A 26508-nucleotide genomic window follows, 5' to 3' on the forward strand; every position below is an offset into this window, starting at 1 on the left:
GGTAACCCGGCGGACCACTGTGCTTTCGGCGCACTAATCGTTCAGCGCGCCGCCGGCTTCATCCCGACGGTGACGGCATCGGCCGCGCGCGGCGCGCGCGTGGCCAGGCCCAGCACCACCTGCCACGCGAACGACACCGCGCCGGCGATAAACACCACGTCGCCGAAGGTGCGCACCCAGCGCAGCGTCTGCAGCATGGGCTGCTGCATGAAGTCCTCGCTGCGCGCGTACCAGGTGCCATGCTCGACGCTGGCCAGGAACTGGATGATGCCGATCGGCAGCAGGCTGGTGCCGATCATCAGCACCAGGCCGAAGTTAAGCCCCCAGAACGCGGTCTTCATCAGCGCCGGGCTGAGCCGATAGGCCGGCCGCACGTAGCGCAGCACCAGCAGCGTGAAGCCCAGCGCCAGGAAGCCATACACGCCGAACAGTGCGGCATGGGCGTGGACCGGCGTGGTGTTCTGGCCCTGGATGTAGTACAGCGCGATCGGCGGGTTGATCATGAAACCGAACACGCCCGCGCCCAGCATGTTCCAGAACGCCACCGCGACAAAACACATCAGCGGCCACTTCAGGTCGGCCATCCACGGCGCGCGCCGCTTCAGGCTCCAGTTCTCCCAGGCTTCATGGCCCAGCACGATCAGCGGCACCACTTCCAGTGCGCTGAAGGCGGCGCCCACCGCCATCACCGGCGTGGTGGTGCCGGCAAAGTACAGGTGGTGGAAGGTGCCGGGAATCCCGCCCAGCATGAACAGCGACGCCGATGCCAGGCTGGCCGCCGTGGCCATCGGACGCGACACCAGGCCGAGCGTGGAGAAGATGAAGGCCAGTGCCGTGGTGGCGAAGACCTCGAAGAAGCCCTCCACCCACAGGTGCACCACCCACCAGCGCCAGTACTCCATCACCGTCAGGCTGGTGCGCTCGCCGTAGGCCAGGCCGGCGCCGTAGAACAGGCCGATCGCCACCACCGACGACGTCAGCAGCGCCAGCAGGTTGCGGTCGGTGCCGCGCGCGCGCAGCGCCGGCAGGATGCCGCGCATCATCAGCACCAGCCAGATCACGATGCCGGCGAACTTGCCGATCTGCCACAGCCGGCCCAGGTCGACATACTCGTAGCCCTGGTGGCCCAGCCAGAAGTTCAGGTGCGGCGGCAGCTTCTGCGCGATCGCCAGGTAGTTGCCGGCGAACGAGCCCACCACCACGACCACCAGCGCCCAGAACAGGACATCGACACCCAGGCGCTGGAACTTCGGATCCTTGCCGCCGTTGATCAGTGGCGCCAGGAACAGCCCCGCGGCCAGGAAGCCGGTGGCGATCCAGAACAGCGCGCTCTGGATATGCCAGGTGCGCACCAGCGCGTACGGGAACCACTGCGACACGTCGATGCCGTAGAACTTCTGGCCTTCGACGGTGTAGTGCGCGGTGAAGCCGCCCAGGAACACCTGGAACACGAACAGCGCCACCACCAGGAACAGGTATTTGCCCAGCGCGCGTTGCGACGGCGTCAGCGCCACCGACAGCAGCGGGTCGCGCGCCGGCGCCTGCGGCGGCGCTTCTTCCTTGCCGCGCAGGAAGGCCCACGCCCACACCAGGAAGCCGACGCCGGCCAGCAGCACCACCACGCTGATCACCGACCACACCACGTTTTCGCTGGTGGGCTGGTTGCCGATCAGCGGCTCGTGCGGCCAGTTGTTGGTGTAGGTGGCCTCATGGCCCGGCCGCGCGGTAGATGCGGCCCACGCGGTCCAGAAGAAGAAGTGCGTCAGTTGCTGCCGGCGCTCGGCGCTCGGCAGCGTGTTCTCCTTCATCGCGTAGTGCTCGCGCGTGGTGTGCAGCGCCGGCGCGTCGGAGAAGAGCTGGTCGTAATAGGCGGCGGTGTCGGCGATGGCCTGCGCGCGGCGCTTCGACACGGTCAGCACGTTGCTGGCCGGATCGGCGGCATTGCCGCGGTACTCGGTGCGCAATTGCTCGCGCAGCGCGGCCTGCGCCGGCGCGTCGAGCTGCGCGAAGGCGCGGCCGTGGCCATCTTGCGCGGCCAGCTCCAGCCACGCGGTCAGTTCGCGGTGCAGCCAGTCGGCGGTCCAGTCCGGCGCCTGGTAGGCGCCATGGCCCCAGATCGAGCCGAGCTGCATGCCGCCGACGGACTGCCATGCGGTCTGGCCGTCGAGGATGTCGTCGCCGCTGAACAGCGTGCGGCCCTCGGCCGTGACCACCTTGGCCGGGATGGGCGGGGCCTGCCGGTACACCTCGACGCCGTAGTAGCCGAGCAGGGAGAACGTGACCGCCAGCACGGCGATCAGCAGGAACCAGAGTTTGCGGTAGGGACCCATGATGCGAAGTCGTTGAGGGTAGTGTCGGGCGGGCTCAGGCGTGTGCCGAGCAGCCGCAGCCGTTGGCCGGCGCCGGCGCCGGCGCGGTCGCGGCGGCGGTGGCCGACGCGCCTTCGAACAGCACGTTGTTTTCCAGGTGGATGTGTTCCATCAGGTCTTCGCGCAGCGCGCGCAGGCCCAGGTAGAGCGCGCGCCAGGTATTGCAGGCCGCGCGCGGCAGCGTGATGTCGTCGGTCAGCTCGACCAGCCGCTGCAGGGCCACGCCGTGGTCGTCATGCTCGGCGCGCATCACCGCGATCGGCCGGCTCGCAGCGGCATGCAGGCCGCGCAGCAGCATAGGGAACAGCACCTGCTCTTCCTTCTGCATGTGCGATTCCAGCTCGCCCAGCATCTGGCTCAGGTGGTCGGCCAGGCCCAGCGGGCACTCCGGCCGCTCGCCGTGGACCTGTTCGACGCGCCGCGCCAGGCGGATCAGCTCGGGCAACTGCTCGCGATGGCGGGCGTGGAAGCGCGTGAGGATATGGTCGATCAGCGCCGCGGGCGCGGCCGTATTCCAGTCCTGGGCCGACGGATCGGCCTCGTCCTGCAGCGCGCGCAGCTGTGCGGCGATGGCGGCCACGGCCGCGGCATCAAGCCCCTTCTGCTGTGCGGCGTCGCGCAGGCTCTGCTTGCCGCCGCAGCAGAAGTCCAGGCCGTGGTCGTGGAAGATGCGGGTGGCACCGGGAATCTGGCGGGCCAGCTGGCCCAGCGAATGGTCTTGCAACGTCATGGCGGTTTCTCCGTGTGGAAGTGATGACCGCATGACTTACGCGAGCAGCGTGCCAGTCAAAAACCGCTTTGAATCAAGGGCTTGGAAAAAGTGGGGTACCAACTACCCTATACTTGTCGGGGTACTAATTACCCTTAACGGTTTTTTTCACCATGCTACCAAGCGCCATGTATCCCGACTTGCTGGCCGACCTCGTCATCGATCTGCCGCACGCGGTGCGCCTGCAGCGGCTGGTCAGCGCGTTGCGCACGCATTTCCGTTGCGGCGCGGTGGCGCTGCTGCGGCTGGAGGAAGACCACCTGCGCCCGGTGGCGGTCGATGGCCTGGTGCGCGACGCGCTGGGCCGGCGCTTCGCGGTGGGCCTGCATCCGCGCCTGGCCGCGATCCTGGCGCGCCGCGGCGTGACCTGCTTCCATCACGACAGCATGCTGCCCGACCCGTACGATGGCCTGATCGACGAGCATGTGGGCGAGCCGCTACCGGTGCATGACTGCATGGGCACCCGGCTGGAAGTGGACGGTCAGCCGTGGGGCGTGCTGACGCTGGATGCGCTGACGGTCGGCACCTTCGACGGCGCGGCCCAGGCCGAATTGCAGCGGCTGACGGTGATCGTCGAGGCCGCCGTCCGCACCACCCGGCTGGAGGGCGAGATCCGTGCGCTGCAGATGGCGCGGGGCACCCCCGAGGCCGAGGAAGGCGCGGCCCCGCACGACATCGGCGCGGAGATCATCGGCCAGAGCGAGGCCATCGCCAACCTGCTGCATGAACTCGAAGTGGTGGCCGACACCGACCTGCCGGTGCTGCTGCTGGGCGAGACCGGCGTAGGCAAGGAGCTGTTCGCGCACCGGCTGCACCGCCAGTCGCGCCGGCGCGCGCAGCCGCTGGTGCATGTCAACTGCGCCGCGCTGCCCGAGTCGCTGGCTGAGAGCGAGCTGTTCGGCCACGCGCGCGGCGCCTTCTCCGGCGCCACCGGCGAGCGCCCGGGGCGCTTCGAGGCCGCCGACGGCGGCACCCTGTTTCTCGACGAGGTGGGCGAGCTGCCGCTGGCGATCCAGGCCAAGCTGCTGCGCACGCTGCAGAACGGCGAGATCCAGCGGCTGGGCTCGGACCGCCCGCGCCGCGTCAACGTGCGCGTGATCGCCGCCACCAACCGCAACCTGCGCGAGCATGTGCGCGACGGCTCGTTCCGCGCCGACCTGTACCACCGGCTGTCGGTCTACCCGATCCCGATCCCGCCGCTGCGCGAGCGCGGCAACGACGTGCTGCTGCTGGCCGGGCGCTTCCTCGAGCTGAACCGCGCCCGCCTGGGCCTGCGCAGCCTGCGGCTGTCGGGCGGCGCGCAGGACGCGCTGCGCCACTACCGCTGGCCCGGTAACGTGCGCGAGCTGGAACACGTGATCAGCCGCGCCGCGCTGCGCGCGGTCAGCCGCGGCGCGGGCCGCAATGACATCGTAACGCTGGCGCCGGAACTGCTCGATCTCGACGGCCTGGAGCTGCCGCAGGCCACGCCGGCCGGCATCGGCGCGGCCAGCCCGCCCACCACGCCTGCGCCGGCCGCGGGCATCACGCTGCGCGACGCCGTCGAGCAAACCCAGCGCGCCTGCATCGCGCAGGCCCTGCGCGACCACGGCGGCAACTGGGCGCAGGCGGCGCGCCAGCTCGGCATCGACGCCAGCAATCTGCACAAGCTGGCCAGGCGGCTGGGATGCAAGTGAAGTGCCAGGTGCCGCGGCATGGCAAGTCGCGCCATTACCGCATAAGCTGATCCGGATGCCCAAGCAGGGCGCCATCGTCGTGTGCAGCAACTGCCGCCCACTGCGCCCATTGCGCGCACGGCCCGCCACTGGAGAATCCCCGTGATGATGACCGCAACGCAAATCTTCTGGCCGCCGGTGTTCTGGCCCTTGCCCACCGTCTACGCCGGCGCGCCGCAGCTGGATGCCATGCAGGCCGACCTGGCCGGGATCTGGCACCGCATGGCCGAACTCAACCTGGACTTCACCCGTACCCTGTTCGAAAACCTCCAGTTCGACGCCATGGGCACGATGATGGAGCCCGACCCCGAATCCCGCTACGCGCGCGAGATCGCCAGCGAGCTGCCGCTGCTCGGCGGTTCGCTGCATTACGCCTCGGCCATGCTGGAGCTGTATGCCCGTGCCCAGCAGAAGTGGATCGACGGCTGGGGCCACCTGCTGACGCGCGGCATCGGGTTCGAGTGGCCGGGCCTGCAGCAGGATGTTGTCGACATCCCGTTCTGGCTGGTGCGGGAAACCCCGGGACGGGGCTGACAGGCTCTCGCTACGGTTGCGGCGACCCGGCGGCGGCCGCGCGGCCGCTGTTGCATCGGCGCACCCGCCGCCAGGCCGGCGATGCCGCCCGGTATCATGCAGGCTGACGAGATCGCGGAGCGCACGCAACCGGCGTGCGCCTGGCCGGGCGGCGGCACCAATGCCCGGGTCTCGAAGACGCGCGCCGCCTTCAATGCCCTCCTATTCGCTGGTTCTCCTGCTCACCGTCGCCGTGGTTGCCTGCATCGGCATGGCCATCGCCACCTGGCCGCGGCGCGACGATCCGACCGTGCAGGCCTTCCTGGTGCTGGCCGCCGGCGCGGCCACCTGGAGCGGCGGCCGCCTGCTCGAGATCAGCTCGACCGACCTCGAGGGGCGCATCCTGTGGGCCAAGATCCAGTACCTCGGCATCGTCGCGGTGCCGATCGGCTGGCTGGTGGCGATGGTGCACCTGAGCCGCCCGCGCTACGTGGTGCCCTGGTCGCGGCTGTGGCTGCCGGTGCTGGCGGCGGTGGTCACGGTGGTGATGGTCTTTACCAACGAGCGCCACGGCCTGGTGTGGCCACGCATCACGCTGATGCCGCCGGGCGTGCTGCCCGGCGCGGTGTTCGACCATGGCATCGGCTATGCCGTGGTGGCGGCGTGGTCGTACCTGCTGCTGGCGCTGAGCCTGTATTTCCTGGTCACGGCGGAGGTGCCCAACGGCGCCTTGTCGCGCCGCGGGCGCGCCATCCTGGGCGCGGGCCTGGCCCTGCCGCTGGTAGCCAATGTCGCCTATCTCAACCGCTGGACCGGGCCGCTGGGGGGCGACCTGACCCCGGCAACGTTTTCGCTGATGGCGGCGCTGGTGTGGTTCTGCGGGCTGCGCACGCACCTGGACGATATCGGCCACTACGCGCGGCTGCGCGTGTTCGATGCGCTCAGCGAGGGCTGCGTCATCGTTGACGGCCACGGCACCATCGTCGAATTCAACCCCGCCGCGGCGCAGCTGTGGCCGGCGCTGCGCCGCGGCGATCCGCTGCCCGCCGGCTGGGACACCGCACTGCGGCCTTCTCCTGCAAACGCTGAGGCCCACGCCGCGGACAGCGTTGCAATGCCCTTCGTCCCGCCGGGCGCGCCGTTCGAGCTGACCGGCGAACGCGTCGCGCGCCTGGATGGCAGGCAGATGGGCAGCCTGCTGTTCCTGCGCGACATCAGCCGCTTCCAGTCGCGCGAGCTGGCGCTGAGCGCGCGGCTGGGCCAGACCGAAGAGCAGCTGTGGCAGGTTCAGGCGGACCTGGACATCGACGCCCTGACCGGCATCCGCAACCGCCGCTACTTCCAGCGCGAGTCGATCGCCGCCGTGATGCGCGCGTGCGAGCGCGGCCAGCCGCTGGGGCTGCTGATCCTGGACGTGGACCAGTTCAAGCAATACAACGACCTGCATGGCCACATGGCCGGCGACGATTGCCTGCGGCAGATCGCCGGCGCCCTCAGCGGCGTGCTGCACGGCGAGCAGTTCTGCGCGCGCCTGGGCGGCGAGGAGTTCGCCGCGGTGCTGCCCGGCGCGAGCCGTGACGAGACCCGCGAGCTCGGGCGCCGCATGGTGGCCGCGGTGCGCGAGCTGGGCATCGCGCACCAGGGCACGCCGGTGCAGCCGGTGGTGACCATCAGCGTGGGCGCGGTCTGGGCCGTGCCCGAAGCGCCGCGGCTGGAGCCGCTGCTGCACCGCGCCGACAGCGCGATGTACCGGGCCAAGCGCGCCGGCCGCAACCGCTTCATGCTGGACGGCGACGCCTGAGCCGCGCTCGGGGTGCCGCGCTCAGGAAGCGGCGCCGGCCCGTCCCGCGGTGGCGCCATGCAGCGCCACCAGCCGTGCCGCGGCCTGGCTGACCCACGCGGGCCGCGGCGCGGCATCGAGCCAGTATTTGACCTCCAGCCCCAGCGCGGTGTCGCCGCTGATGACCAGCCGGCGCTGGAAGAACAGCGTGTCGGTGTCGGCCTCGCCGCCCAGCAGACGCAGGTAGTCCACCGCGCACGCACGCAGTGTCAGCGCGGGCTCGGCGTCGGCGCTGCCGGCGCGGAAGCGCCCGCCCTCGCAGCGGAACGGCACGGCCAGCTCCAGGTCCTGCACCGTCAACAGGAAGGCATGGCCGTCCAGCGCCGCGGGCGGCTCCAGCCAGCCGGCGCGGCGCGCCAGCTCCAGCGCGGCGACCAGCGGCAGCGCCCGCGCGCGTGCCGGCAGGCGCCGGTGCACGCCGGCCATCAGCTTGTGCAGCGCGCTCATGCCGGGGCCTCCCAGGCGATGCCGGCGCGGCCGTGCCAGTAGCCATTGCATGGCTGGGCACCGGCGGGCGTGATGCCGCTGGCGGCGGGCGCGCGCTGCCCGGCGCGGATCGCCGCCAGCTGCTGCACCACCGCGAGCGTGCCGGACGAATGCGGGCTGACGCGCAGCATCCCCACGCCCATTCGCGCCATCGCCAGAGTCTCGGCACACAGGTCCAGGCAAGTGGCACTCTGAGTCTGCACCCCGTTCAGCGTGAAGAACGCCTGCCCTTCGCCGGTCGCTGCGACCAGGCCATCGGGATAGTCCATGCAGCGGAATTCGCAGCTGTCCTTGCGCAGGCGATGGTGGCGCGCGGTAAAGCAGCGCGCCGAGAACGCCAGCGGCAGGCGGCCCCAGATGAAGGCTTCCAGCTGCATGCCGGCGGGGCGCGCCGCCGCCAGCGCGGCCAGCGTGGTGCCGTCCATCTCCACCGGCGCGACGCAGCCCGCCGCGCCCAGGCCGGCAAGCCACGCCAGCGTATCGGCATGGTAAGCGTTCAGATGCGGGCCGCCGACGAAGGGCCGCCCGCCCATGCAGCGCACCGCGCCGGGATCATTGGCCTCGACCAGGTAGTCGTGCTGCGCGCACACGCGCCGCATCCAGGCGATATCGGTATCGGACTCGACCAGCACCGGCGTGGACAGCACCACCTCCTTGCCGGCGTCGCGCAGCATCTGCGCAATCTCCAGCCATTGCGCATGGCGGATCTCATGGCGGCGCGTGCAGACGGTTTCGCCCAGGTAGACGCGGTCGACCGGCGCCTCGGCGACCGACGCATAGAACTGCAGCACGGCCTCGCGCGGCCAGTAGTACAGCAGCGGGCCCAGCGCGATGCCGAAGCCGGGCATCGCGGCGGCGTGCGGCATCGCGGCCGCGGCGGTGTGTGGCATAAAGAGCTCCATCGTGGCCGGCATGTCCCGCATGTCCGGATCCAGGCAGGTGGATGTCATGGTGTCAGCGCCAGGGGCGATCGTAGGCGCCCTGCGTGACCTGGTCGCCTTCGGCATGGCGCCCCAGCGTGCCCTGCCACTCCTGGCGCGGCGCGAAGCGGGCGGGATCGGCGCAGGCGGCGTCGATCGCCGCGCGCAGCACGCCGACCACGTCGCCGACATAGCGCGGGCTGCGCTGGCGCCCTTCGATCTTGATCGCGGCAATGCCCATGTCGATCAGCGCCGGCAGCAGCGACAGCGCATTCAGGCTGGTCGGCTCCTCCAGCACGTAGCCACGTTCACCCTCGACCTCGAAGCGGCCCTTGCACAGCGTCGGATAGCCGGCCGGCTCGCCAGGCGCGTAGCTGTCGATCAGGATGCCCGACAGCCGCGCCTGCATGGTGCCGTCCTGCTCGGTCCAGCGCACTGCATGCGCGGGCGAGCACACCCCCTTGTTGTTGGGCGAATCGCCGGTGGCATACGACGACAGCAGGCAGCGCCCCTCGGCCATCACGCACAGGCTGCCGAAGCCGAACACCTCCAGCTCGACGCTGGTCTGGCGCGCCAGCTTGCCGATCTGCGCCAGCGACAGCACGCGCGGCAGCACCACGCGGCGGATATTGAAGCGCTCGCGCATCAGTTCGATGGCATCGGCATGCGTGGCCGAGCCCTGCACCGACAGGTGCAGCCGCAGGTCCGGATGGCGCGCGCAGGCATAGCCCATCAGGCCCGCGTCGGCCATGATCACGGCATCGGCGCCCAGGTCAGCGGCCGCATCGACGGCGCGGTGCCACTGCGCCACCGCGCCCATCTGCGCAAAGGTGTTGATGGCGAACAGCACCTCGGCGCCGCGCGCATGGGCTTCGGCCACGCCGGTGCGGATATCGGCCTCGGTAAAGTTCAGGCCGCCGAAGTTGCGCGCGTTGGTGGCATCGCGCAGGCCCAGGTAGACCGCGTCGGCGCCGTGCTGCAAGGCCACGCGCAGCGCCGCCAGCGAGCCGGCGGGCGCAACCAGCTGCGGTCGGTGCGGCGCGCAAGCGGCGGCCGATGCAGCGTCGGATCGGGCGGGTGTGGAACAGGTCATCGGAGATGGCGCCGGCGGCGGCGCGGGGGAAGGAAGACAGCGGCAGATGCTAGCCAAGCGCCCGCGCCAGGGGCTTGACCGCGCGCAAACCCACGGCAACGGCACCCCGGCCGCGACGGGCTACGCCGGTCGGCGTAGGCCGATGGCAGGCCAGCCGGCCAGGGTTGACCTGCGGCAAACGCGCGCCCGTGCCGCTGTGCCACCCTTGCGCGTCATCCCTGCGCCGGGGCCGCCGTGCGGCCCGGCGTCCATCCTCTTCCGGAGACCCGTTTATGAATCACCCCTGGCTCAAGCTGGGCGGCCGCCGCCTGCTGCCGATCGTGCAGGGCGGCATGGGCATCGGCATCTCGGCCCACCGGCTGGCCGGCGCCGTCGCGCGCGAGAACGGCGTCGGCACCATCGCCAGCATCGACCTGCGCCACCACCACCCCGACCTGATGGCGCGCACCCGCGGCAACCGCGACAAGCCGGCCATCGAAGCCGCCAACCTCGAGGCGCTGGACCGCGAGATCCGCGCCGCGCGCGCCGCCTCCGAGGGCCGCGGCCTGATCGCCGTCAACGTGATGAAGGCCGTCGGCTCGCACGCGGCGCTGGTGCGGCAAGCCTGCGAAAGCGGCGCCGATGCCATCGTCATGGGCGCCGGCCTGCCGCTGGACCTGCCCGAACTGACCGCCGGCCATCCCAAGGTGGCGCTGATCCCGATCCTGTCCGAGGCGCGCGGCATCGGCCTGGTGCTGCGCCGCTGGATGAAGAAGGGCCGGCTGCCCGACGCCATCGTGGTCGAACACCCGGCGCACGCCGGCGGCCACCTGGGTGCGGCAACCATCCAGGACCTTTCCGAGCCGCGCTTCTCGTTCTCGCGCGTGCTGGGCGAATGCCGCGAACTGTTCGCGCAGCTGGGACTGGCCTGGGACAGCATCCCGCTGATCCTGGCGGGCGGCATCGACAGCCACGCCAAGGTGCGCCACTGGCTCGGCGAAGGCGCCGCCGCGGTGCAGCTGGGCACGGCCTTCGCCGTGACCGAGGAATGCGATGCGCATCCGGCCTTCAAGCAAGTGCTGGCCACCGCGCGGCCGGAAACCCTGCGCGAATTCACCAGCGTGGCCGGCCTGCCCGCGCGCGCGGTGCTGACACCATGGCTGCAACGCTATTTGTCGAGCGAAGCGCGCCTGCAGCGCCGCGCACGCGTGCGCGAATGCCTGGAAGGATTCGATTGCCTGCAGGCCTGCGGTCTGCGCGACGGAATCGCGCGCATCGGCCAGTTCTGCATCGACCTGAAGCTGGCGCAGGCCGTGCGCGGCGACGTGGAACGCGGCCTGTTCTTCCGCGGCCGCGGCGCGCTGCCGTTCGGCGAAGCGATCCGGCCGGTGGCGGAGCTGATGCACTATCTGATGACGGGGGAAAAGCCAGTTGGTCTGACGCCGGCGACCAGCTGACCATCATTGACTCGAGCTTTTCAACTCCCGCTTGTGTACTCCCTCTCCCGCTTGCGGGAGAGGGTCGGGGTGAGGGCCAGAGCCTCTACGAAGTCGGCCGCGGCGGTATGCCAGCGCCCGCCCTCACCCCCGGCCCCTCTCCCGCAGGCGGGAGAGGGGAGCAAACACGCGGAGGCAACCCTCCACACTTGCGCATCTGCCGCATGCATCGCAGCGCCGCCATCAATTGCCATCCCAGCCACGCATTGGCACCCGCCAGCAGCAGCCCGCCGACTCGGGCCAGCAGCGCCGGCGCCAGCGGCAGCGCCAGCAGCACCGCGTAGGCCGCCAGCAGCAGCCACGCCTGTCCGCGCTGCCGGCCCGGCGCGATGATCGCCTGCATCGCCGGCACGCGCGCCCTGGGCGGCAACCGCCGGCGCAGGTGCAGCCAGACCAGGAACGGCACGATCTTGCCCAGCATCGCCGTCACCGGCAGCAGGCCCACGCCGACCAGCGCCATCGTGCCGGCCCACCATGCCAGCGGCAGCGCCACCCCAGGAAGGACCACAGCAGCCGCCCCCATTACCGCCGCGCCGAGCATGCTGGCGCATGCCCCCGGCCACAACGGCCACAGCGGATCGTGGCGCCGCCGCGCGCGCAGCGTGCCGGCCAGTCCGCATGCTCCCAGCACTGCCACGAACGACAGCCACACCACCAGCGCGGCCCGTGCCAGCACTGGCTCCCCTGGCCACAGCACCAGCGCGGCGCTGAACACCGCCAGCGGACCCCAATGCCCCAGCGGCAGCCAGCGCGCCAGCGCCGCCGGCAAGCGCGGCGTTTGCCAGAACATCGGCAGCACCGTGGCCGCGACCCCGCTGACCAGCGCCGCCAGCCAGCCGCCCAGCGCCCACACCATATGCAGGCCAAGCGCCTGCGCCACCGGCACGCGCCACAGTCCGCCGAAGGTGCCCGCCAGCGCGATGCCGGCCAGCACCGCCACCATCAGCGGCGCGCCGATGCCGGCCAGCGTGCGCGTGGTGGCGTCCACCGAGGCCACGCGCCGGCCCGCGGCGAGCAGCACTGTGCCTACCAGCAGCAGCACCGCGCCCAGGACGACGGCAACCCGCATCGCCGCCGGCTCGCCGCCCAGCAAGCCGAAGCCGAGCGCGGCCGCCACCGCCGCGCCGGTCGCGGCCATGAACGGCGCCAGGCGCCCGGCACCGGGGACGTTCACGCGCGCCACCACCGGCATCATCTGGAACAGCGCCCCGACCATCACCGGCAGCAGCATGCCCAGCGCCAGCGCGTGCACCGCCGCCAGCGCCAGCGGCGCGAAGCGGTCTGGCAGGCCTGCCGCAGGCCCCGCTGCCAACAGCAGCCCCGCGGCCGCGCCCAGCCACGGCGCCGGCATCAGGCAACCGAACACCAGCGCAGGCCGCGGCGCGCGCGCGTAGTCGAGATCCGCGCCTTTCATGCGCGCCCCGTGGCGTGACGGCGCTGACGCATGCGTGCGCCGATTGAAGTGGATACGGCCATCGCTTCTTCTCACCAGTCCTGACAAAAGGCCCGATGCTAGGCCGCCACGCCGCGCAGGGATTTGACCGGGGCCAAGTCCGGCGCCAGCTTTAAATATCACGGCGTGATGGAAAAGGCCTTGGCGCCACACACCTTGCCCGCGATGCGCCGCTGCCCGCACATACTCGCGCCAAAGCCGGGTTTCCTTGATCTGGCGCAGGTAGTCCAGCCAGTCGCGCGAGGAAAATCGCTTCCGACTCCTTGCGTGCCCCCTGGTAGCCCCCGATACCGCCATGTCAGATACCGATCCTCCTGCCGCCCCCGCCACGGCGGCATCCGCGTTGCCCGCGATGCGGCACCGCCTTTCCACGCGCATCATTTCGCTGTCGCTCGCCGTGCTGCTGGTGGTGCTGGGCATGATCTCCGGCACGCTGTGGCTGTCGTGGAAGCTGGAAGGCGCCGGCGCCGCCATCAACGATGCCGGCAGCCTGCGCATGCGCGCCAACCGCGTGGCCATCGAGCTGGCGCTGGCGCACGCGGGCCGCGCCAATGACCTGGGCGCGCAGATGCAGGCGCTGGACGCCACGCTGGCGCTGCTGAAGAAGGGCGACGCGGCGCGGCCGCTGTTCCTGCCGGACGAGCCCGCCATCCATACGCAGATGACCCGCGTTACCCATGACTGGCAACAGCGGCTGCGACCGCTGGCCGTGGCCGGCGCAGTGCCTGCCGCATACATTGCCGCGCTGCCCGGTTTTGTCGCCCAGGCCGACCGCCTGGTCGGCATGATCGAACACGACAGCGCGCGCAAGACCGACCTGCTGCGCCTGTCGCAAACCGCGCTGGCGCTGATGGCCTGCATCGGCACGGTCGCGGTGATCTACCTGCTCTACCTGTGGATCATCCTGCCGGTGCTGCGGCTGCAGGACGGCTTGCGGCGCATGGCCGCGCGCGAATTCTCGCTGCGCCTGCCGGTGGAAAGCCGCGACGAGTTCGGCACCCTCAGCGAGGGCTTCAACCGCATGGCGGGCGAGCTGCAGAGTCTGTACCACGACCTCGAAGCGCGCGTGGCGCAGAAGACCGCCGAGCTGGAGCGCCACAACCGCGACCTGGAAACGCTGTACGAGATGGCCGCCTTCCTGAACCAGGCCGCCGACGCCGAGGCCATGGCGCAGGGCTTCCTGGCGCGGGTGATGCGCCAATTCGATGCCGATGGCGGCAGCGTGCGCGTGCTCGACAGCCGCCACGGCCGCATGCACCTGCTGGCCGCCGCGGGCCTGCCGGCGGCGCTGGCCGAGGCCGATTCCTGCGCGTCGGCCAACGGCTGCCATTGCGGCGATGCCACGCGCGAGGCCGTGATCGCCATCGTCGACCTGCGCGGCGCGGCGCGTGCCGGCGTGGCCGACGAAACTCCGTGCGGCCGCGACGGCTTCCAGTCGCTGGCGGCGTTCCGCATCGAAAGCCAGCGCGGTGCCACCGGCATGTTCGCGCTGCACTTCCGCGCACCGCGCCGGCTGCCGCCGTCGGACCGGCAACTGCTGCAGACGCTGGCGCAGCACCTGGGCACCGCACTGGAACACCTGCGCCTGTCCGCCACCGCGCGCCAGCTGGCGGTGGTCGAAGAGCGCAACCTGGTCGCGCAGGGCCTGCACGACAGCATCGCCCAGGGGCTGAACTACCTGAACCTGCAGGTGCAGCTGCTGGACGACGCGGTCGCGCGCGACGACCTGGCCGAGACCCGCGAACTGGTGCCGATGCTGCGCCACGGCGTGGAAGAGAGCTACCAGGACGTGCGCGAGCTGCTCAACAACTTCCGCTCGCGGCTGGGCACCGGCGAGCTGCGCCCCGCGGTGGACGAGACCGTCGGGCGCTTTCGCCGGCAATGCCGCACCGAGGCCACGCTGGCCATCGACGAACGTGGCGGCGCCTGGCCGCTGTCGCCCGAGCAGCAGCTGCAGGTGCTGTTCATCCTGCAGGAGGCGCTTTCCAACGTGCGCAAGCACGCCATGGCGGCGCACGTGGCGGTGGCGCTCAGCCATGGCCGCGACTTCCGCCTGGTGGTGCAGGACGACGGCGAAGGCTTCGATCCCGACGAACTGGCCACCCGGGCCGACGCCCATATCGGCCTGAGCATCATGCGCGAGCGCGCCGCGCGCCTGGGGGCACAGTTGCATGTACAGGCCAGCCCCGGCAGCGGCGTGCGCATCGAACTGGTGCTGCCCGCCGGCAGCCAGGGCGCCGCCCGGCGCGACCGCAGCGCCAGCCCCATCACCAGCCTTAGCAGCCTGATCCTCCCGAGCGAGACCCAGCCATGACCATCCGCATCCTGCTGATCGACGACCACACCCTGTTCCGCTCCGGCATCCGCGCACTGCTGCAGCGCCAGGCCGACTTCGAGATCGTCGACGAAGCCGCCGACGGGGTGGAAGGCATCAAGCGCGCCAAGCAGCACCGCCCCGACGTGATCCTGCTGGACCTGAACATGCCGGGCCTGTCCGGGCTCGAGGCGCTGCAGCTGCTGGTCGAAGACCTGCCGCAGACCGCGGTGATCGTGCTGACGGTGTCCGAAGAGGCCGAGGAGCTGGCCGCCGCGCTGCGGGGCGGTGCGCGCGGCTACCTGATCAAGAACATCGAGACCGAGGCGCTGATCGCCGGCATCCGCCGCGCCGCCGCCGGCGAGCCGGTGATCTCCGACAGCATGACCGCCAAGCTGGTGGCGCAGTTCCGCGCGCCGGCGCCGGCGGCCGCGCCGCGCCACGAAGACGCGCCGCGGCTGACCGCGCGCGAGCGCGAGATCGTGCAGGGCCTGGCGCGCGGCGAAAGCAACAAGGAGATCGCGCGCGACCTGGGCGTGGCCGAAAGCACGGTGAAGATCCACGTGCAGAACATCCTGAAGAAGCTGAACCTGGCCAGCCGCGTGCAGGTGGCGGTCTATGCGGTGGAACACGGCCTGAACATGGCCTGATCACCGCCGGCGCGGGTCGCGCGGGTCGCCTTGCCCGCACTTGCACGTCGTCCGATTCCTACATCGATATCAGTCCCTGCCCGGAGGGATGCCCGCACCCCTTGTTCTACGCTGAACGGTAAGCGGATGGCTCTGCGGAGCCGCCTCGGAGTCGGAAGCCGCGCGGTTTCCCCGATCCACGAACAAGGAGCACGCCATGGGCATCGGCACCATCCTTCTGATCATCCTCGTCCTGCTGCTGATCGGCGCCCTGCCGGCCTGGCCGTACAGTTCTGGCTGGGGCTACTGGCCGAGCGGCGGCCTGGGACTGATCGTCCTGATCGTGGTGCTGCTGGTGGTGCTGGGCCGGATCTAGCGTCCGGCAGGCAGCGAACCGCGGCACCAAGCACGCAGGCAGTTTTGCGTGCCGGCCGCGCTTGTCGCGGCCGCGCCTGGCACCTATAACGAAGCGCGGGCACGCGCGTCTGCGTGCGCCCGGTCCTTTCAACCCTTTTCACCTTTTGCAAGGAGACTCAGATGCCAGCAAAATCCAAGGCGCAACAGCAGGCCGCCGGAGCGGCGCTCTCCGCAAAGCGCGGCGAAAAGAAGGCAGGTTCGCTGAAGGGGCCTTCCCGCTCGATGTACAAGTCGATGAGCGAGAAGGAACTCGACAAGATGGCTTCGACCAAGACCAAGGGCATGCCGAAGCACAAGTCGGAACGTTGACCGGATGCTGATCCCGATGCTGACCCGATAGGCGCCGGCCTCCGCGTGAGGCCGGCCGCGCTGTCGGCGCGGCGGCATACAGCACAGGGCAGGCGCGCGCCTGCCCTGTTGCTATCCGGCCCTGCCGTTTTTGCCCTTGCCCGTCTTCAACGGCTTCGCCGGTTTGCCGGTCTTGCCTTCCAGCGGTCCGCCGCAATAGCCCGGCAGGCGTCTGGCCCGCGAACTGCGGGCCAGCTTGATCGATTCCGCCAGTGCCAGCCCGAATCCCGCAATGCTGTCCAGGTCCTGCTCCACCCGCTTGCGCAGGAAGCCGGCCCAGCAAAAGTCGCCGTAGGCGCTGCCCGGCTTGCGGTACGCGCCCGCTTCGCGGGCAAACGCGGCCAGGCTGCGGTACGGGTCGTCGCGCATGCTGCGCACGGTCGACGGCAAGGCCCTGGGCCCCTGCCGCTTGCCGTGTTCATCATAGGGATGGACATGGCCCAGCTCGCGCATGCGCTTCCAGAACGCGGCGCCGTCCAGATCGCTGAAGTCTGCCAGCACCCGCACCGGCGCCAGCTGGTAGCCCAGATCCAGCCACGCGCGCGCCCAGTGGTGATGGTCGACGATATAAAGCTCCCCGCCCGGCCCGGCCACGGTCTTGATGCGATGCCGGCGCATGAAGCGCTGGAGCACCTCGCGGTCTTCCGGATCGGCGTGGCGCTGCGTGACTTCCATCTTGTGGTGCACGTGGATGTAGCCGAGCGTCAGCTGCGTCGGGCGCAGCCGTGCCAGTTCGGCGACGGCCTTGCCGCGGGGGCAGCGCGGCGCCACCACCGGCGCGACCACGGGTTCGGCGCCGGGAACCAGGTCGGCCGGCTCGGCGGGGCGGTCAGTCGTGTTCGACACGTTTCTGGTTGACGAAATGCTCGAGCTCGCTGCCGGGGTCTTCGTTGCCGGTGCTCTCCTCGGCAGTGGCGTCGCTGGCCAGCGGCCGCGGCCAGTACTCGCCCTCGCCTTCGCGCACCGGCTCGCCATGCCGGGCCGGATCGAAATCGGTCCACTGCCCGCACTCCCAGGTGCCCTGCGCGCGCTCGAGCTGGCTGGCGCCGGTTTCGCGCAGCACGTCGATGACCACCGAACCCAGCCCGTTGTTGACGCACGCGGCCAGCATGATGTTGTCGGCCGGCTGCTGCGCGGCGCCGTCGTCCTGCTGGTCCCTGGCAGGGTCCTGCACTGACACGATGGATACATCCCACACAGAGAAGCCGCGCGCGAACAGCGTGCGCGCGGCGTCCTCGGCGCTGGCGAGAGAATCGAAACGTCCCGCGATGATTGATGACATGATGCCTCCCAGAGATTGGCGATGGCGGTCGGCTGATCTCACCCGTATTGCAAGAGCCACGCCCGCGCAGGATCTGCACGGCACGGCAGGCGGCGGGATCGCTGCATGCAATATTTGCAAACGCGACGCCGAACTACATGCGCGCTCGGCGCCAGCCCGCCCGATCAGCCGTTCACGACCTCGCCGCCATTGATGTGCAGGATCTGCCCGGTGATGTAGCTGGCCGCATCCGAGGCGAGAAACACATAGCCCCCGGCGACCTCGAACGGTTGCCCCGGGCGGCCCATGGGCGTCTTCTTGCCGAACTGCGCCACTTCCTCGGGGCTGAAGGTGGACGGAATCAGCGGCGTCCAGATCGGGCCCGGCGCCACGCCGTTGACGCGGATGCCGCGCTCCACCACCTGCAGCGCGAGCGAGCGCGTGAACGACACGATCGCGCCCTTGGTCGCGGAATAGTCCAGCAGGTGCTTGCTGCCGCGATAGGCGGTGACCGAGGTGGTGTTCAGGATCGACGCGCCGGCCTTCAGGTGCGGCAACACCGCGCGCGTCAGGTGGAACATCGCAAACACGTTGGTGCGGAAGGTGGCCTCGACCTGGCTGGCCTCGACTTCCTCCAGCGATTCCTTGGGATGCTGCTCGGCGGCATTGTTGACCAGGATGTCGAGCTTGCCGTACTGCTGCAGCGTCTGGCGCGCGACCGCCTCGGCGTGGTCGCAGTCGGCGAGGTCGCCGGCGATGGCCAGGCATTTGCGGCCGGCCTGCTCGACCAGGTCGACGGTCTCGCGCGCGTCGGCATGTTCGTTCAGGTAGGCGATGGCGACATCGGCGCCTTCGCGCGCAAACGCCACCGCAATGGCGCGGCCGATGCCGCTGTCGCCGCCGGTGACCAGCGCGACGCGGCCGTTGAGCCGGCCGCTGCCGACGTAATCATCCGCGCCGCTGTCCGGCTGCGGGCGCATCGGGGCTTCCAGACCGGGCTGGCGCGACTGGTGCTGGGGCGGGACGCTCTTGGGTGTGGACATGGCAGTCTCCTGTCGGGGGTGGCCGCGCCATGCGACGCCAGCGTGGCGGCGCGCCGCGGCCATGCAAGATGCCAGGGTGGCGCGCAAGTTCCATGCCGCAAAGCGCAAGGCGCGGGCCCCGCATGCCGGCACGCGCGGCGGCACCGGCCCGGCGGTGCTGCCCGTAACCCTTACATCGCACGGCAAACCTTACAGCGCGCGCGTATGCGGCACTGCGCCGGTTCGTCTGCGCGCCGGGGCACGGATTTTGCGGCCTTCTCCATATCCGAAACGTCAACGGCTTCCGTCGCCTGCCGCACATGCCTGCGGGCAGTGCCGGCGCGCGGGGGCCTCACCGCCAGGAGGCAGATATGTTCAACTTCCGCAATGACCGCGGCAGCCGCGGCCGCCCCGAAGCGCAACGCCGCGACCGCGGCCCCGAGCAGAGAATGCGCGATGAGAGCGAGGGCCGCGGCTCGGAGGACTGGGGGCAGGAATGGGGCGAAGACTGGCGCGGCGAGAGCAGCCAGGGTCGGGGCGAGTATGGCGGCCATGGCTATGAAAGCCGCCAGCGCTGGGAAGGAAGCCGCCGCGACGAGGATCGCAACGAGCAGCGCAACGAACAGCGCAACGAACAGCGCAATGAAGGCCGCGGCCAGGGCCGCAGCATGGGCAGCGAGCGCGAATCCTCGCGCCACGGCGGCCCGTGGTACCAGCAGGACACGCCCGCCGGCCAGCGCCGCGGCAGCTGGGGCGAGAGCGGCTATGGCGCCGCCGATGTCGGCGGCAGCGGCCATCCGTACAGCAGCGCCTATGGCGGCTACCGGCCATCGCAGCAGGACAGCGGCTACCGCAGCGAGGAACGCGAATCGGGCTACGGCTATCGCGACGAAGACCGCTTCGGTCCGCGCGGGCGCCGCAGCGAATCCAGCGGCCGCGGGGAACGCTATGAACGCGACGAGCGCAGTGAACGCGGCAGCGAACGCAATCAGCGCGGCCAGGGTGGCTGGGGCTCCGAGCGCGGCCGCAGCGAAGGCGGCCGTGCCATGCACTGGCAGGAGGGCAGCGAACGCGACCGCGCCCAGCGCGGCGGACAGCCCAGCTACGGAGGCGGCTACTTCGGCGATCCGGGCCGTGGCGGCCAGTCGTTCAGCGGCGGACAGCGCGTCTACCCGGACGACCCCGGCTACCGCCGCCGCACGCCGTTCGCCGGGCAAGCCAGCGCGTCCGGCACGCAGGGCGGGCAGCATGCCGGCCGTCGCGCCACCGGTCCCAAGGGCTACCGGCGCTCCGACGAGCGCGTGCGCGAGGATGTGTGCGAACGCCTGGCGATGAACCCGTATATCGACGTCGGCGAGGTCAGCGTCGAGGTAGCGAACGGGGTCGTGACGCTGGAAGGCACCGTCAGCGAGCGCCGCGAGAAATACGTGGTCGAGGAGATCGCCGACGCGGTGTTCGGCGTCACCGAGGTCGACAACCGCCTGCGCGTGCAGCGCCAGCAAGGCAGCTCGTGGGCGGCAGGCTCCGAGGTGGGCGGCGACACTTCGAGCGGCAGTACCGACACTGCGTCGGCGGGCGGCACTTCGCCGGACCGCACGCTCAACAAGAGCTGAGCCTTGCCCTCGCGCCAGCCACCCGCGCCCGCGGCGCCCTTCTCACGGCGGGCGCCGCGCAAGCTGGCGCCCGACAGCAAGCTGATGGTGCCGCTGGACGCGCTGCGTCCGACCCAGATCACGGTGGGCGGCTACCACGTGGCGCAGAAAGTCCATGTCACGCGGCGGGTGGCGCCGGAAGCGCGCGCCGCGTTCCTGGACAAGCACCGCGTGCACCTGGTGATCGGGCCGGAGCAGGTGCTCTATGTGGTCGACCACCACCACTGGGTGCGTGCCTGGCATGACCTGGGACTGACCCATGTGCCCGGCATCGTGCGCGCCGACCTGAGCGACATGGACTGGCCCGCATTCTGGCGCCATATGGTCGCCAATCACATGGTGCACCCCTACGACGAGCATGGCCGCCGGCGGCCCCTGACCGAACTGCCCGAGGCCATCCACGACATGCGCGACGACCCGTACCGCAGCCTGGAGGCCTTCGTGCAGCTGGCGGGCGGCTATCGCAAGGTCAAGACCGCCTACCCCGATTTCCGCTGGGCGGACTTCTTCCGGCGCCACGTGCCCGGGCCGTTCGACACGCCGCATCACTTTGCCTTCGCGGTGGCGAGCGCGTTCAGGCTGGCGCACTCGCGCGAGGCCAGGGACCTGCCTGGCTATATCGGCGCGCTGGGGTGCTGAGCCTACGACCGGTAACGATCACCCGTTATTGGTCTTCTTGCCGTTTGCCGGCTGTCCCCGGCTTGCCGCCAGCAACTGCAGCAGCCGCGCCTCGTCCGCGCGCAGCCGCGTCATGGCGGGCGCGCGGCCGCGCGCCTGCAGCACGCCGGCCAGGTAGGCATCGATGACGTCGGGATGCACATAGCATTTGCGGCACACCGCGACGGTGTTGCGCAGCTGGTTCGCGACCTCGCGGATGGCATCGGTCACGGCCTTGCGGCGCGCAGTCTCGCTGGACGCTTCCGGCAGCTTGCGCAGGATCGCCAGCGCATGCACGCTGCCGGCCCAGGTGCGGAAGTCCTTGGCGGTAAAGTCCCCGCCGGTCACTTCCTGCAGGTAAGCGTTGACATCGGCCGAGCCGATCTCGCGGATCTCGCCGTCGCCGTCGCGGTACTTGAACAGGCACTGGCCAGGCAGGTCGGCGCAGTTGCGCACGATGCGCGCAAGGCGCGGGTCGTTGACCGAGACGTCGTGCGTGATGCCGCTCTTGCCGGTGAACTGGAAGCGCAGCCGGCTGCCGCGCACGGTCACGTGGCGCCCCCGCAGCGTGGTCAGGCCGTAGGTGCGGTTCTGGCGCGCGTAGCGCGGCGAGCCGACGCGCACCAGCGTGGCGTCGAGCAGCAGCACCACGGCGCCCACGACCTTCTCGCGCGGCATGCCGTTGCGGCGCAGGTCGCGCGCCACGCGCGCGCGCAGGCGCGGCAGCGCGGCGCCGAAAGCCGCCAGCCGCGCGTACTTGTCGGTGTCGCGCAGCGTGGCCCATTGCGGATGGTAGACGTACTGCTTGCGCCCGCGCGCATCGCGCCCGGTGGCCTGCAGGTGCCCGCGCGGATCGGGGCAGATCCACACCGACTCGTAGGCCGGCGGGATTGCAAGCGAAGCGATGCGCGCCAGCGTGGCGGCATCGTTCACGCGCTTGCCGTCCGGGCCGGTATAGCTGAAGCCGCTGCCATGGCGCCGGCGCGTGATGCCCGGACTTCCGTCGTCGACATAGCGCAGCCCCGCGTCGCGCAGCACCGTGTCGAGCGCGGCGGGGGCGTCGGGGGCGGGCAGCGTGCTGTCCATGGGCGCGCGCAAGCTCAGGCAGCGCCCGATGCGCCGGCCGATTCCGGCTGCGGGGTTTCGAGCCCGGCGTCGGGCGCGGGCGGCGCGGGCTTCGGCGTCGCGGGCGGCACCGCGCGCTCCGCGGTGACCGGGCCGGCGCGGGCCACGGTGACCATTTCACGCAGCCAGTTGACCAGCATGCTGCTGTAGGTGCGCTGGAACTCCTCGTCGCTCAGGCCATGGTCGGCGCCCTTGATCACGCGGTAGGTCAGCGAGTTGGCATGGATGCAGGAATCGACATAGCTCATCACCGCGGCATGGGGCACGATCTGGTCGTGCTCGGATTCGATCACCAGCACGTCGCCGGTAAACGCCGTGCACGCACGCAGCGCGCGATTGCTCGCGGGCGGCACCATGCTGCGGCGATAGGTCACCAGGTCCTGCTCGCGGTGCAGCTGGCGCTTGGGCAGGTCCCAGCCCGTGTCCATGTACAGCGCCGGGGCCCGGAACGCCAGCCAGCGCACCTGGCGCAGGCTGCTGAGCAGCGCGGCCAGGTAGCCGCCATAGCTGCTGCCCACCACCGCGATCGCGTTGCGGTCCACCTCGGGCTGGCGCACCAGCACATCATAGGCCGCCACCACATCGGCAAGGTTGCGCGTGCGGCTGACGGTCTCGTACTGCGCGCGCGTGCCGGCATGGCCGGTCAGGTCGAAGGTCAGGCAGACGCAGCCCAGCCCCGCCACCTTGCGCGCGCGCGCCAGGTATTGCTGCTGGCTGCCGCCCCAGCCATGCACGAACAACACGCCCGGCAACTTGGTTTCCGGGCTGATCAGGGTACCGGCGATGGTGCCGCCTTCGCTTTCGATCTGCAGCAGTTCTTCATGCGTTGCCATCGGATTCTGGCTCCAGTCGTGCGTACTTGGTCAGGGGACCGACATGGCGGTCTTCGCCCTGGTAGTAGACCTCGGCGTCTTCCGGCACGCGCACGTCGTTGCCGTAGACCTCGCGCGTCGACGCCACCACGCGCGTGCGCGCGGGATCGTCTCGCAGCGCCGCCAGCGCCACCAGTTCCGCACCCGTGGCGCCGCCCACGCGCCAGGACTGCTCCAGCACGCCGCCGAGCATCTGCCCGCAATCGGCATTGCCTGCCGGCGCGCCGAACGCCACGTCGTAATTGCAGCGCGACAGCACCATGCCACCGCCCTCGCCATAGCAGGCCAGCGCGGCCTCGTGGTACACCATCGCCGCGCGCACCGCGGCGAGGACGCGGGCGTCGAACGGGTGCTGCAGCAACGCGTCAAAGCCGCCGCGCACCACGGTCAGGGTCGAGCCGCCGTAGACTTTCTGGCCGCGGTTGTTCTCGGTCAGCCCCTGCGTGCCGCAATAACTCGCCTCCAGTCCCGCCAGCACGACCTTGCCGACGCTGAAGGTCTGCGGCGCGCGCAGGTCCCGCTCCACCACCAGGCCGTCACGTTCGACCTCCTCCGGGGCGAGCGCGGCCAGCGCTTCCTCCAGCGCAGCTTCGCCGTCGACAACGCGCTGGCCCAGCCCGCCGACGCCGCCGGTATCCTTCAGCCGCACCGGCCCCAGCGTCAGCAGCCGCAGCGCCGCGGTGCGCGCATCGCCAATGCTGAACGCGGTAAAGCCCGGCAGCGTGGCGCCCACCACGCGCCGCACGAAGGCCTCGGACCAGCCCCGCGGCGCCGCGGCACCGGGCTCGACCAGGCCGTGCGTGATCGCCTTGGTGGCGACGAACGCGTATGGCACCACGCCGCCGAAGAGATCGTCCTCGCCCTGCACGCCCAGGCTTGCCGCCAGTTCGTGGCCGACCAGGGTCTGCGCCGGCACCAGATACGGCGCGGGCCGTCCCGCTGCCGGCTCGGCGTAGCCGCCGGCGAACGGCAGGCCGGCAATGCCGGCCACCTTGCGGGCAATATTGGCAAGGGTCATGCCATGGTGGCTGTCGGCCTCGCCCAGGGTCTCGCAGCCATAGGCCATCACCGGGCGGCTGCCATGCTGCGCGGCTGCCGGGCCTGCAGCCGGCAGCACCGGTTTTCGCTTGCTTGCGTTGCTGGATGCGGTCACGGCCGGTTCCTGTTTCGGTTGTTCGCATGGATCCTGCGCAAGGGGGGCCGCTGGCCGGCGAGCTACGAGGCCGCCGAGGCGGGTGTCGCGGGAGCGCCGCCGGCGGGCGCTTCGGTCCGATGCCCGCGCGAGGCCCGCGCGTGGCGCTTGGCGGCGTGGTTTTCGCGCGCCTCGTCGAGCGAATGGCTGGTCTTGATGCCGTCCTCCTGGTCGGCCAGCTCGGCCAGCTGGCGGTAGAAGCTGACCAGCTGGCGCAGCTCTTCTTCATCGAGGTCCTCGATCGACACCAGCATGTTGCTGGCCTCGCGGTGGGAGGCCAGCAGCTCGTTGAGCTTCAGGTGGACCGCGACGGCATCCTTGTTCTGGCTCTGCTGGATCAGGAACACCATCAGGAAGGTGACGATGGTGGTGCCGGTATTGATGACCAGTTGCCAGGTCTCGGAGTACCCGAACATCGGGCCGGTGAGGGCCCACGCCACCACCACGCCGACGGCCAGCACGAAGGCGGTCGGCGACCCGGCATGGCGCGTGGCGCCGCCGGCAAAGCGGTCGAACAGGTGCAGCACGGTGGCACGTTTGCCGGCGCCGGGCCGATGGCCAACGCCGGGCAGGATGGGGCTGGATTTGGGCATCGTTGCACTCCCACGGATAAGTCGCCGGATTGGCCGCCGGGACTGGTGATGGCTTGGGCGGCATGCTGATTTCATTGTATGGAGCGCATGGCCGATGTGCAGCGGGCGCAGTCCTACAACGGGCGCAGCACTTGCCACGCCCGGCACCTTTCGTTTCTACATCGGGTGATAAATCTTGCCGGCGGCGTGGCCGCGTTCATGCGCGCCGGGCGCGCGCGGGCGACGGGAACGCTTCTTGCGCCGCATTCCATGACGAAGCGGCGACTCCCGGTGCGCCGGTGGCTGCCGGTCGCCACCGGTCGCCACCGGTCGCAAGTACGCCGCCCTGTTGACCAGGGCGCGATCCGCATCCGGTATCGGTCCCACAGCAAACGGAGCCAGCCATGTTCCAGTCCCCTGCCACGCAACCCGGCCCGCCGCGCCGCGTCGTCGACATCATGACGCGCCAGCCGGCCTATATCACTCCCGATGAAACCATCCAGCATGCCGCGCAGCTGATGGCGGACCTGCACGTCGGCTCGCTGCCGGTCTGCGACGGCCGGCGTCTGGTCGGCATGCTGACCGACCGCGACATCACCGTGCGCGCCACCGCCAGCGGCCAGCCGCCGCAGGCCACGCGCGTGGCCGATGCGATGTCGCCGCAAGTGCAATGGTGCCTCGAGGACGAATCGCTCGAAGACGCGCAGCACAAGATGGAAGCCGCGCAGGTGCGGCGCCTGCCGGTGCTCGACCACGACCACACCCTGGTGGGCATCGTGTCGCTGGGCGACCTCGCCAGCAAGGGTGCCGATACGCGCGATTCCGGCGAGACGCTGGCGTCGATCTCCACGCCTTCGGCGCCCGCGCGCTGAAGCCGCATCGACCAGGAGCCGCGATGAGCGCAACCCCTTCCGCCGATGACGAAGCCCTGCGCGTGGCCGTGCGCGCCGAAATTGCCGCGGCCTTCGATGGCCGCTTTCCCGACGGCGTGACGCTCGAGGTGGCCGACCGGCGCGTGACCGTGCGCGGCTGCGTCGAAGACGTCGACACCGCGCAGCGCGTGGAGAAGGCCGCCGCGGTCAGTCCCGGCGTGCTCGGTGTGCATAACGCGCTGTCGACGCGGCAGCCGCCCGCGCCCGAGCCGCAGGGCCAGCCCGCCGGCAGCGGCAGGCATGCCGACCCGGCCGACAAGCCCGCCGGGCAGGTGAACCACAAGGTCTGAACCGCACGCTGAACGACAAGGCGCCGGAGCTTGTCTCCGGCGCCTGGCGTTTACGAGGGGCTAATGGTCGGACCGTCCGCGCTCAGCCCCACGGGTCATAGCGGTCGGCTTCCCAGTACGGCGAGATGCCGTAGTACTGGTGGATGCTGGTGGCCCATTGCGAGTCGGCCATGGTCGGCCAGTGGTCCTTGTCGAAGCCCGGCGCGGCCTTGAGCCGGTCCTTTTCGACACCGAGCACGAAGCACTTGCGCCGCGTATCCAGCGTCAGCGCGGACCATGGCAGCGCGAACAGCTTTTCGCCGATGCCGAGGAACCCGCCCATCGCGAGCACGGCGTAGGCGACGCGGCCGCCGAGCACGTCGATCATGATGTGGTCGATGGTGCCGATATCGTCGCCGGCCGGGTCAACCACCTTGTTGCCCTCGAGCGTGTCGGCAGCCATCACGAACGGGCCGGGTCCCGGGGAATTGCGGTCGATGCCGCCGACGATCGAGGCGCCATGCGGATGTTCGGCGCCGGGCGTTTCAGGTTGGACTGGATTCATGGATACCTCCGTTTGGCTGCTCGGGTAGCGGGTTGGGGCGAAAGTCGT

Annotated in this window: 26 protein-coding genes; 12 read left to right on the forward strand and 14 right to left on the reverse strand. The window is 70.6% G+C overall.

Going from position 1 to position 26508, the window contains the following annotated elements; genetic code table 11:
- Window positions 1–41 precede the first annotated feature (41 nt).
- Together ACEI37_RS04595 and ytfE are read right to left on the reverse strand one after the other, a co-directional pair.
- On the reverse strand, window positions 42–2330 hold the full coding sequence (locus tag ACEI37_RS04595; RefSeq protein ID WP_373377549.1) for a nitric-oxide reductase large subunit: 2289 nt from the start codon (window positions 2328–2330) through the stop codon (window positions 42–44).
- 34 nt (window positions 2331–2364) lie between these two features.
- Window positions 2365–3099, reverse strand: a complete 735-nt coding sequence (gene ytfE, locus ACEI37_RS04600) for an iron-sulfur cluster repair protein YtfE (protein WP_373377550.1) — start codon at window positions 3097–3099, stop codon at window positions 2365–2367.
- A 152-nt stretch (window positions 3100–3251) separates the two neighbouring features.
- On the opposite strand from ytfE, the gene norR reads away from it, so the two are divergent.
- The 3 genes from norR to ACEI37_RS04615 all read left to right on the forward strand — a co-directional run bounded on the left by norR (window position 3252) and on the right by ACEI37_RS04615 (window position 7167).
- On the forward strand, window positions 3252–4814 hold the full coding sequence (norR, locus tag ACEI37_RS04605; protein WP_373377551.1) for a nitric oxide reductase transcriptional regulator NorR: 1563 nt from the start codon (window positions 3252–3254) through the stop codon (window positions 4812–4814).
- Between the two features lie 147 nt (window positions 4815–4961).
- Entirely contained in the window at window positions 4962–5387 is a 426-nt protein-coding gene (locus ACEI37_RS04610) for a polyhydroxyalkanoate granule-associated phasin (protein WP_373377552.1), read from the forward strand.
- 193 nt (window positions 5388–5580) lie between these two features.
- On the forward strand, window positions 5581–7167 hold the full coding sequence (locus ACEI37_RS04615; RefSeq protein WP_373377553.1) for a histidine kinase N-terminal 7TM domain-containing protein: 1587 nt from the start codon (window positions 5581–5583) through the stop codon (window positions 7165–7167).
- A gap of 21 nt (window positions 7168–7188) precedes the next feature.
- On the opposite strand, the gene ACEI37_RS04620 is transcribed toward ACEI37_RS04615, so the two are convergent.
- The 3 genes from ACEI37_RS04620 to ACEI37_RS04630 form a co-directional block, all read right to left on the reverse strand.
- On the reverse strand, window positions 7189–7653 hold the full coding sequence (locus ACEI37_RS04620; RefSeq protein WP_373377554.1) for an SCP2 domain-containing protein: 465 nt from the start codon (window positions 7651–7653) through the stop codon (window positions 7189–7191).
- Window positions 7650–8582 (reverse strand): U32 family peptidase, encoded by a 933-nt coding sequence (locus ACEI37_RS04625; protein WP_373377555.1) that lies wholly within the window; start codon window positions 8580–8582, stop codon window positions 7650–7652. Before ACEI37_RS04625 ends, ACEI37_RS04620 begins: the two co-directional genes overlap by 4 nt.
- Window positions 8583–8646: 64 nt before the next feature.
- Entirely contained in the window at window positions 8647–9705 is a 1059-nt protein-coding gene (locus ACEI37_RS04630; RefSeq protein ID WP_373377556.1) for a peptidase U32 family protein, read from the reverse strand.
- A 272-nt stretch (window positions 9706–9977) separates the two neighbouring features.
- Here ACEI37_RS04630 and ACEI37_RS04635 point away from each other — a divergent pair, with 272 nt between their 5' ends.
- Window positions 9978–11141: an NAD(P)H-dependent flavin oxidoreductase gene (locus tag ACEI37_RS04635; RefSeq protein WP_373377557.1), complete on the forward strand. Its 1164-nt coding sequence runs from the start codon at window positions 9978–9980 to the stop codon at window positions 11139–11141.
- Window positions 11142–11226: 85 nt separating this feature from the next.
- On the opposite strand, the gene ACEI37_RS04640 is transcribed toward ACEI37_RS04635, so the two are convergent.
- Window positions 11227–12594, reverse strand: a complete 1368-nt coding sequence (locus tag ACEI37_RS04640) for a hypothetical protein (RefSeq protein ID WP_373377558.1) — start codon at window positions 12592–12594, stop codon at window positions 11227–11229.
- Window positions 12595–12928: 334 nt separating this feature from the next.
- Between ACEI37_RS04640 and ACEI37_RS04645 the strand changes: the two genes are divergently transcribed.
- The 4 genes from ACEI37_RS04645 to ACEI37_RS04660 all read left to right on the forward strand — a co-directional run bounded on the left by ACEI37_RS04645 (window position 12929) and on the right by ACEI37_RS04660 (window position 16302).
- Window positions 12929–14947, forward strand: coding sequence for a type IV pili methyl-accepting chemotaxis transducer N-terminal domain-containing protein (locus tag ACEI37_RS04645; protein WP_373377559.1), 2019 nt, complete (start codon window positions 12929–12931; stop codon window positions 14945–14947).
- The gene (locus tag ACEI37_RS04650) at window positions 14944–15597 is read left to right on the forward strand and encodes a response regulator (RefSeq protein ID WP_373377560.1); all 654 of its coding nucleotides are present in this window, start codon (window positions 14944–14946) and stop codon (window positions 15595–15597) included. The genes ACEI37_RS04645 and ACEI37_RS04650 overlap by 4 nt, the downstream gene beginning before the upstream one ends.
- Before the next feature lie 196 nt (window positions 15598–15793).
- Window positions 15794–15952 carry a DUF3309 family protein gene (locus ACEI37_RS04655; RefSeq protein ID WP_012356889.1) on the forward strand — a complete coding sequence of 53 codons (159 nt, stop codon included), beginning with the start codon at window positions 15794–15796 and terminating at the stop codon, window positions 15950–15952.
- A gap of 161 nt (window positions 15953–16113) precedes the next feature.
- The gene (locus ACEI37_RS04660) at window positions 16114–16302 is read left to right on the forward strand and encodes a DUF3008 family protein (protein ID WP_012356890.1); all 189 of its coding nucleotides are present in this window, start codon (window positions 16114–16116) and stop codon (window positions 16300–16302) included.
- A gap of 111 nt (window positions 16303–16413) precedes the next feature.
- On the opposite strand, the gene ACEI37_RS04665 is transcribed toward ACEI37_RS04660, so the two are convergent.
- From ACEI37_RS04665 to ACEI37_RS04675, 3 genes are all read right to left on the reverse strand, one after another.
- Complete coding sequence (locus tag ACEI37_RS04665) at window positions 16414–17187, reverse strand: ParB-like protein (RefSeq protein WP_373377561.1); 774 nt, start codon at window positions 17185–17187, stop codon at window positions 16414–16416.
- The gene (locus ACEI37_RS04670) at window positions 17171–17623 is read right to left on the reverse strand and encodes a hypothetical protein (protein WP_373377562.1); all 453 of its coding nucleotides are present in this window, start codon (window positions 17621–17623) and stop codon (window positions 17171–17173) included. Before ACEI37_RS04670 ends, ACEI37_RS04665 begins: the two co-directional genes overlap by 17 nt.
- A 164-nt stretch (window positions 17624–17787) precedes the next feature.
- Window positions 17788–18645: an SDR family oxidoreductase gene (locus ACEI37_RS04675; protein WP_373377563.1), complete on the reverse strand. Its 858-nt coding sequence runs from the start codon at window positions 18643–18645 to the stop codon at window positions 17788–17790.
- A gap of 350 nt (window positions 18646–18995) precedes the next feature.
- Here ACEI37_RS04675 and ACEI37_RS04680 point away from each other — a divergent pair, with 350 nt between their 5' ends.
- Both ACEI37_RS04680 and ACEI37_RS04685 read left to right on the forward strand, forming a co-directional pair.
- Window positions 18996–20237 carry a BON domain-containing protein gene (locus ACEI37_RS04680; protein WP_373377564.1) on the forward strand — a complete coding sequence of 414 codons (1242 nt, stop codon included), beginning with the start codon at window positions 18996–18998 and terminating at the stop codon, window positions 20235–20237.
- A gap of 84 nt (window positions 20238–20321) precedes the next feature.
- Window positions 20322–20915 carry a ParB-like protein gene (locus ACEI37_RS04685; protein WP_373377716.1) on the forward strand — a complete coding sequence of 198 codons (594 nt, stop codon included), beginning with the start codon at window positions 20322–20324 and terminating at the stop codon, window positions 20913–20915.
- Window positions 20916–20933: 18 nt separating this feature from the next.
- On the opposite strand, the gene ACEI37_RS04690 is transcribed toward ACEI37_RS04685, so the two are convergent.
- The 4 genes from ACEI37_RS04690 to ACEI37_RS04705 all read right to left on the reverse strand — a co-directional run bounded on the left by ACEI37_RS04690 (window position 20934) and on the right by ACEI37_RS04705 (window position 24715).
- Entirely contained in the window at window positions 20934–22019 is a 1086-nt protein-coding gene (locus ACEI37_RS04690) for a DNA topoisomerase IB (protein ID WP_373377565.1), read from the reverse strand.
- A gap of 14 nt (window positions 22020–22033) precedes the next feature.
- Window positions 22034–22891, reverse strand: coding sequence for an alpha/beta hydrolase family protein (locus ACEI37_RS04695; RefSeq protein WP_373377566.1), 858 nt, complete (start codon window positions 22889–22891; stop codon window positions 22034–22036).
- Window positions 22878–24083, reverse strand: coding sequence for a DUF3182 family protein (locus ACEI37_RS04700; protein ID WP_373377567.1), 1206 nt, complete (start codon window positions 24081–24083; stop codon window positions 22878–22880). The genes ACEI37_RS04695 and ACEI37_RS04700 overlap by 14 nt, the downstream gene beginning before the upstream one ends.
- 62 nt (window positions 24084–24145) lie before the next feature.
- Complete coding sequence (locus ACEI37_RS04705; protein WP_373377568.1) at window positions 24146–24715, reverse strand: low affinity iron permease family protein; 570 nt, start codon at window positions 24713–24715, stop codon at window positions 24146–24148.
- Window positions 24716–25098: 383 nt separating this feature from the next.
- Between ACEI37_RS04705 and ACEI37_RS04710 the strand changes: the two genes are divergently transcribed.
- Window positions 25099–25566 carry a CBS domain-containing protein gene (locus ACEI37_RS04710; protein ID WP_373377569.1) on the forward strand — a complete coding sequence of 156 codons (468 nt, stop codon included), beginning with the start codon at window positions 25099–25101 and terminating at the stop codon, window positions 25564–25566.
- 23 nt (window positions 25567–25589) lie between these two features.
- Complete coding sequence (locus ACEI37_RS04715; RefSeq protein ID WP_062803728.1) at window positions 25590–25916, forward strand: BON domain-containing protein; 327 nt, start codon at window positions 25590–25592, stop codon at window positions 25914–25916.
- An 82-nt stretch (window positions 25917–25998) separates the two neighbouring features.
- Here ACEI37_RS04715 and ACEI37_RS04720 read toward each other — a convergent pair whose 3' ends face one another.
- Window positions 25999–26460 (reverse strand): PRC-barrel domain-containing protein, encoded by a 462-nt coding sequence (locus tag ACEI37_RS04720; protein ID WP_018005539.1) that lies wholly within the window; start codon window positions 26458–26460, stop codon window positions 25999–26001.
- Window positions 26461–26508 lie beyond the last annotated feature (48 nt).

The sequence above is a fragment of the Cupriavidus nantongensis genome, from assembly GCF_041726985.1.
Classification (GTDB): domain Bacteria; phylum Pseudomonadota; class Gammaproteobacteria; order Burkholderiales; family Burkholderiaceae; genus Cupriavidus; species Cupriavidus nantongensis_A.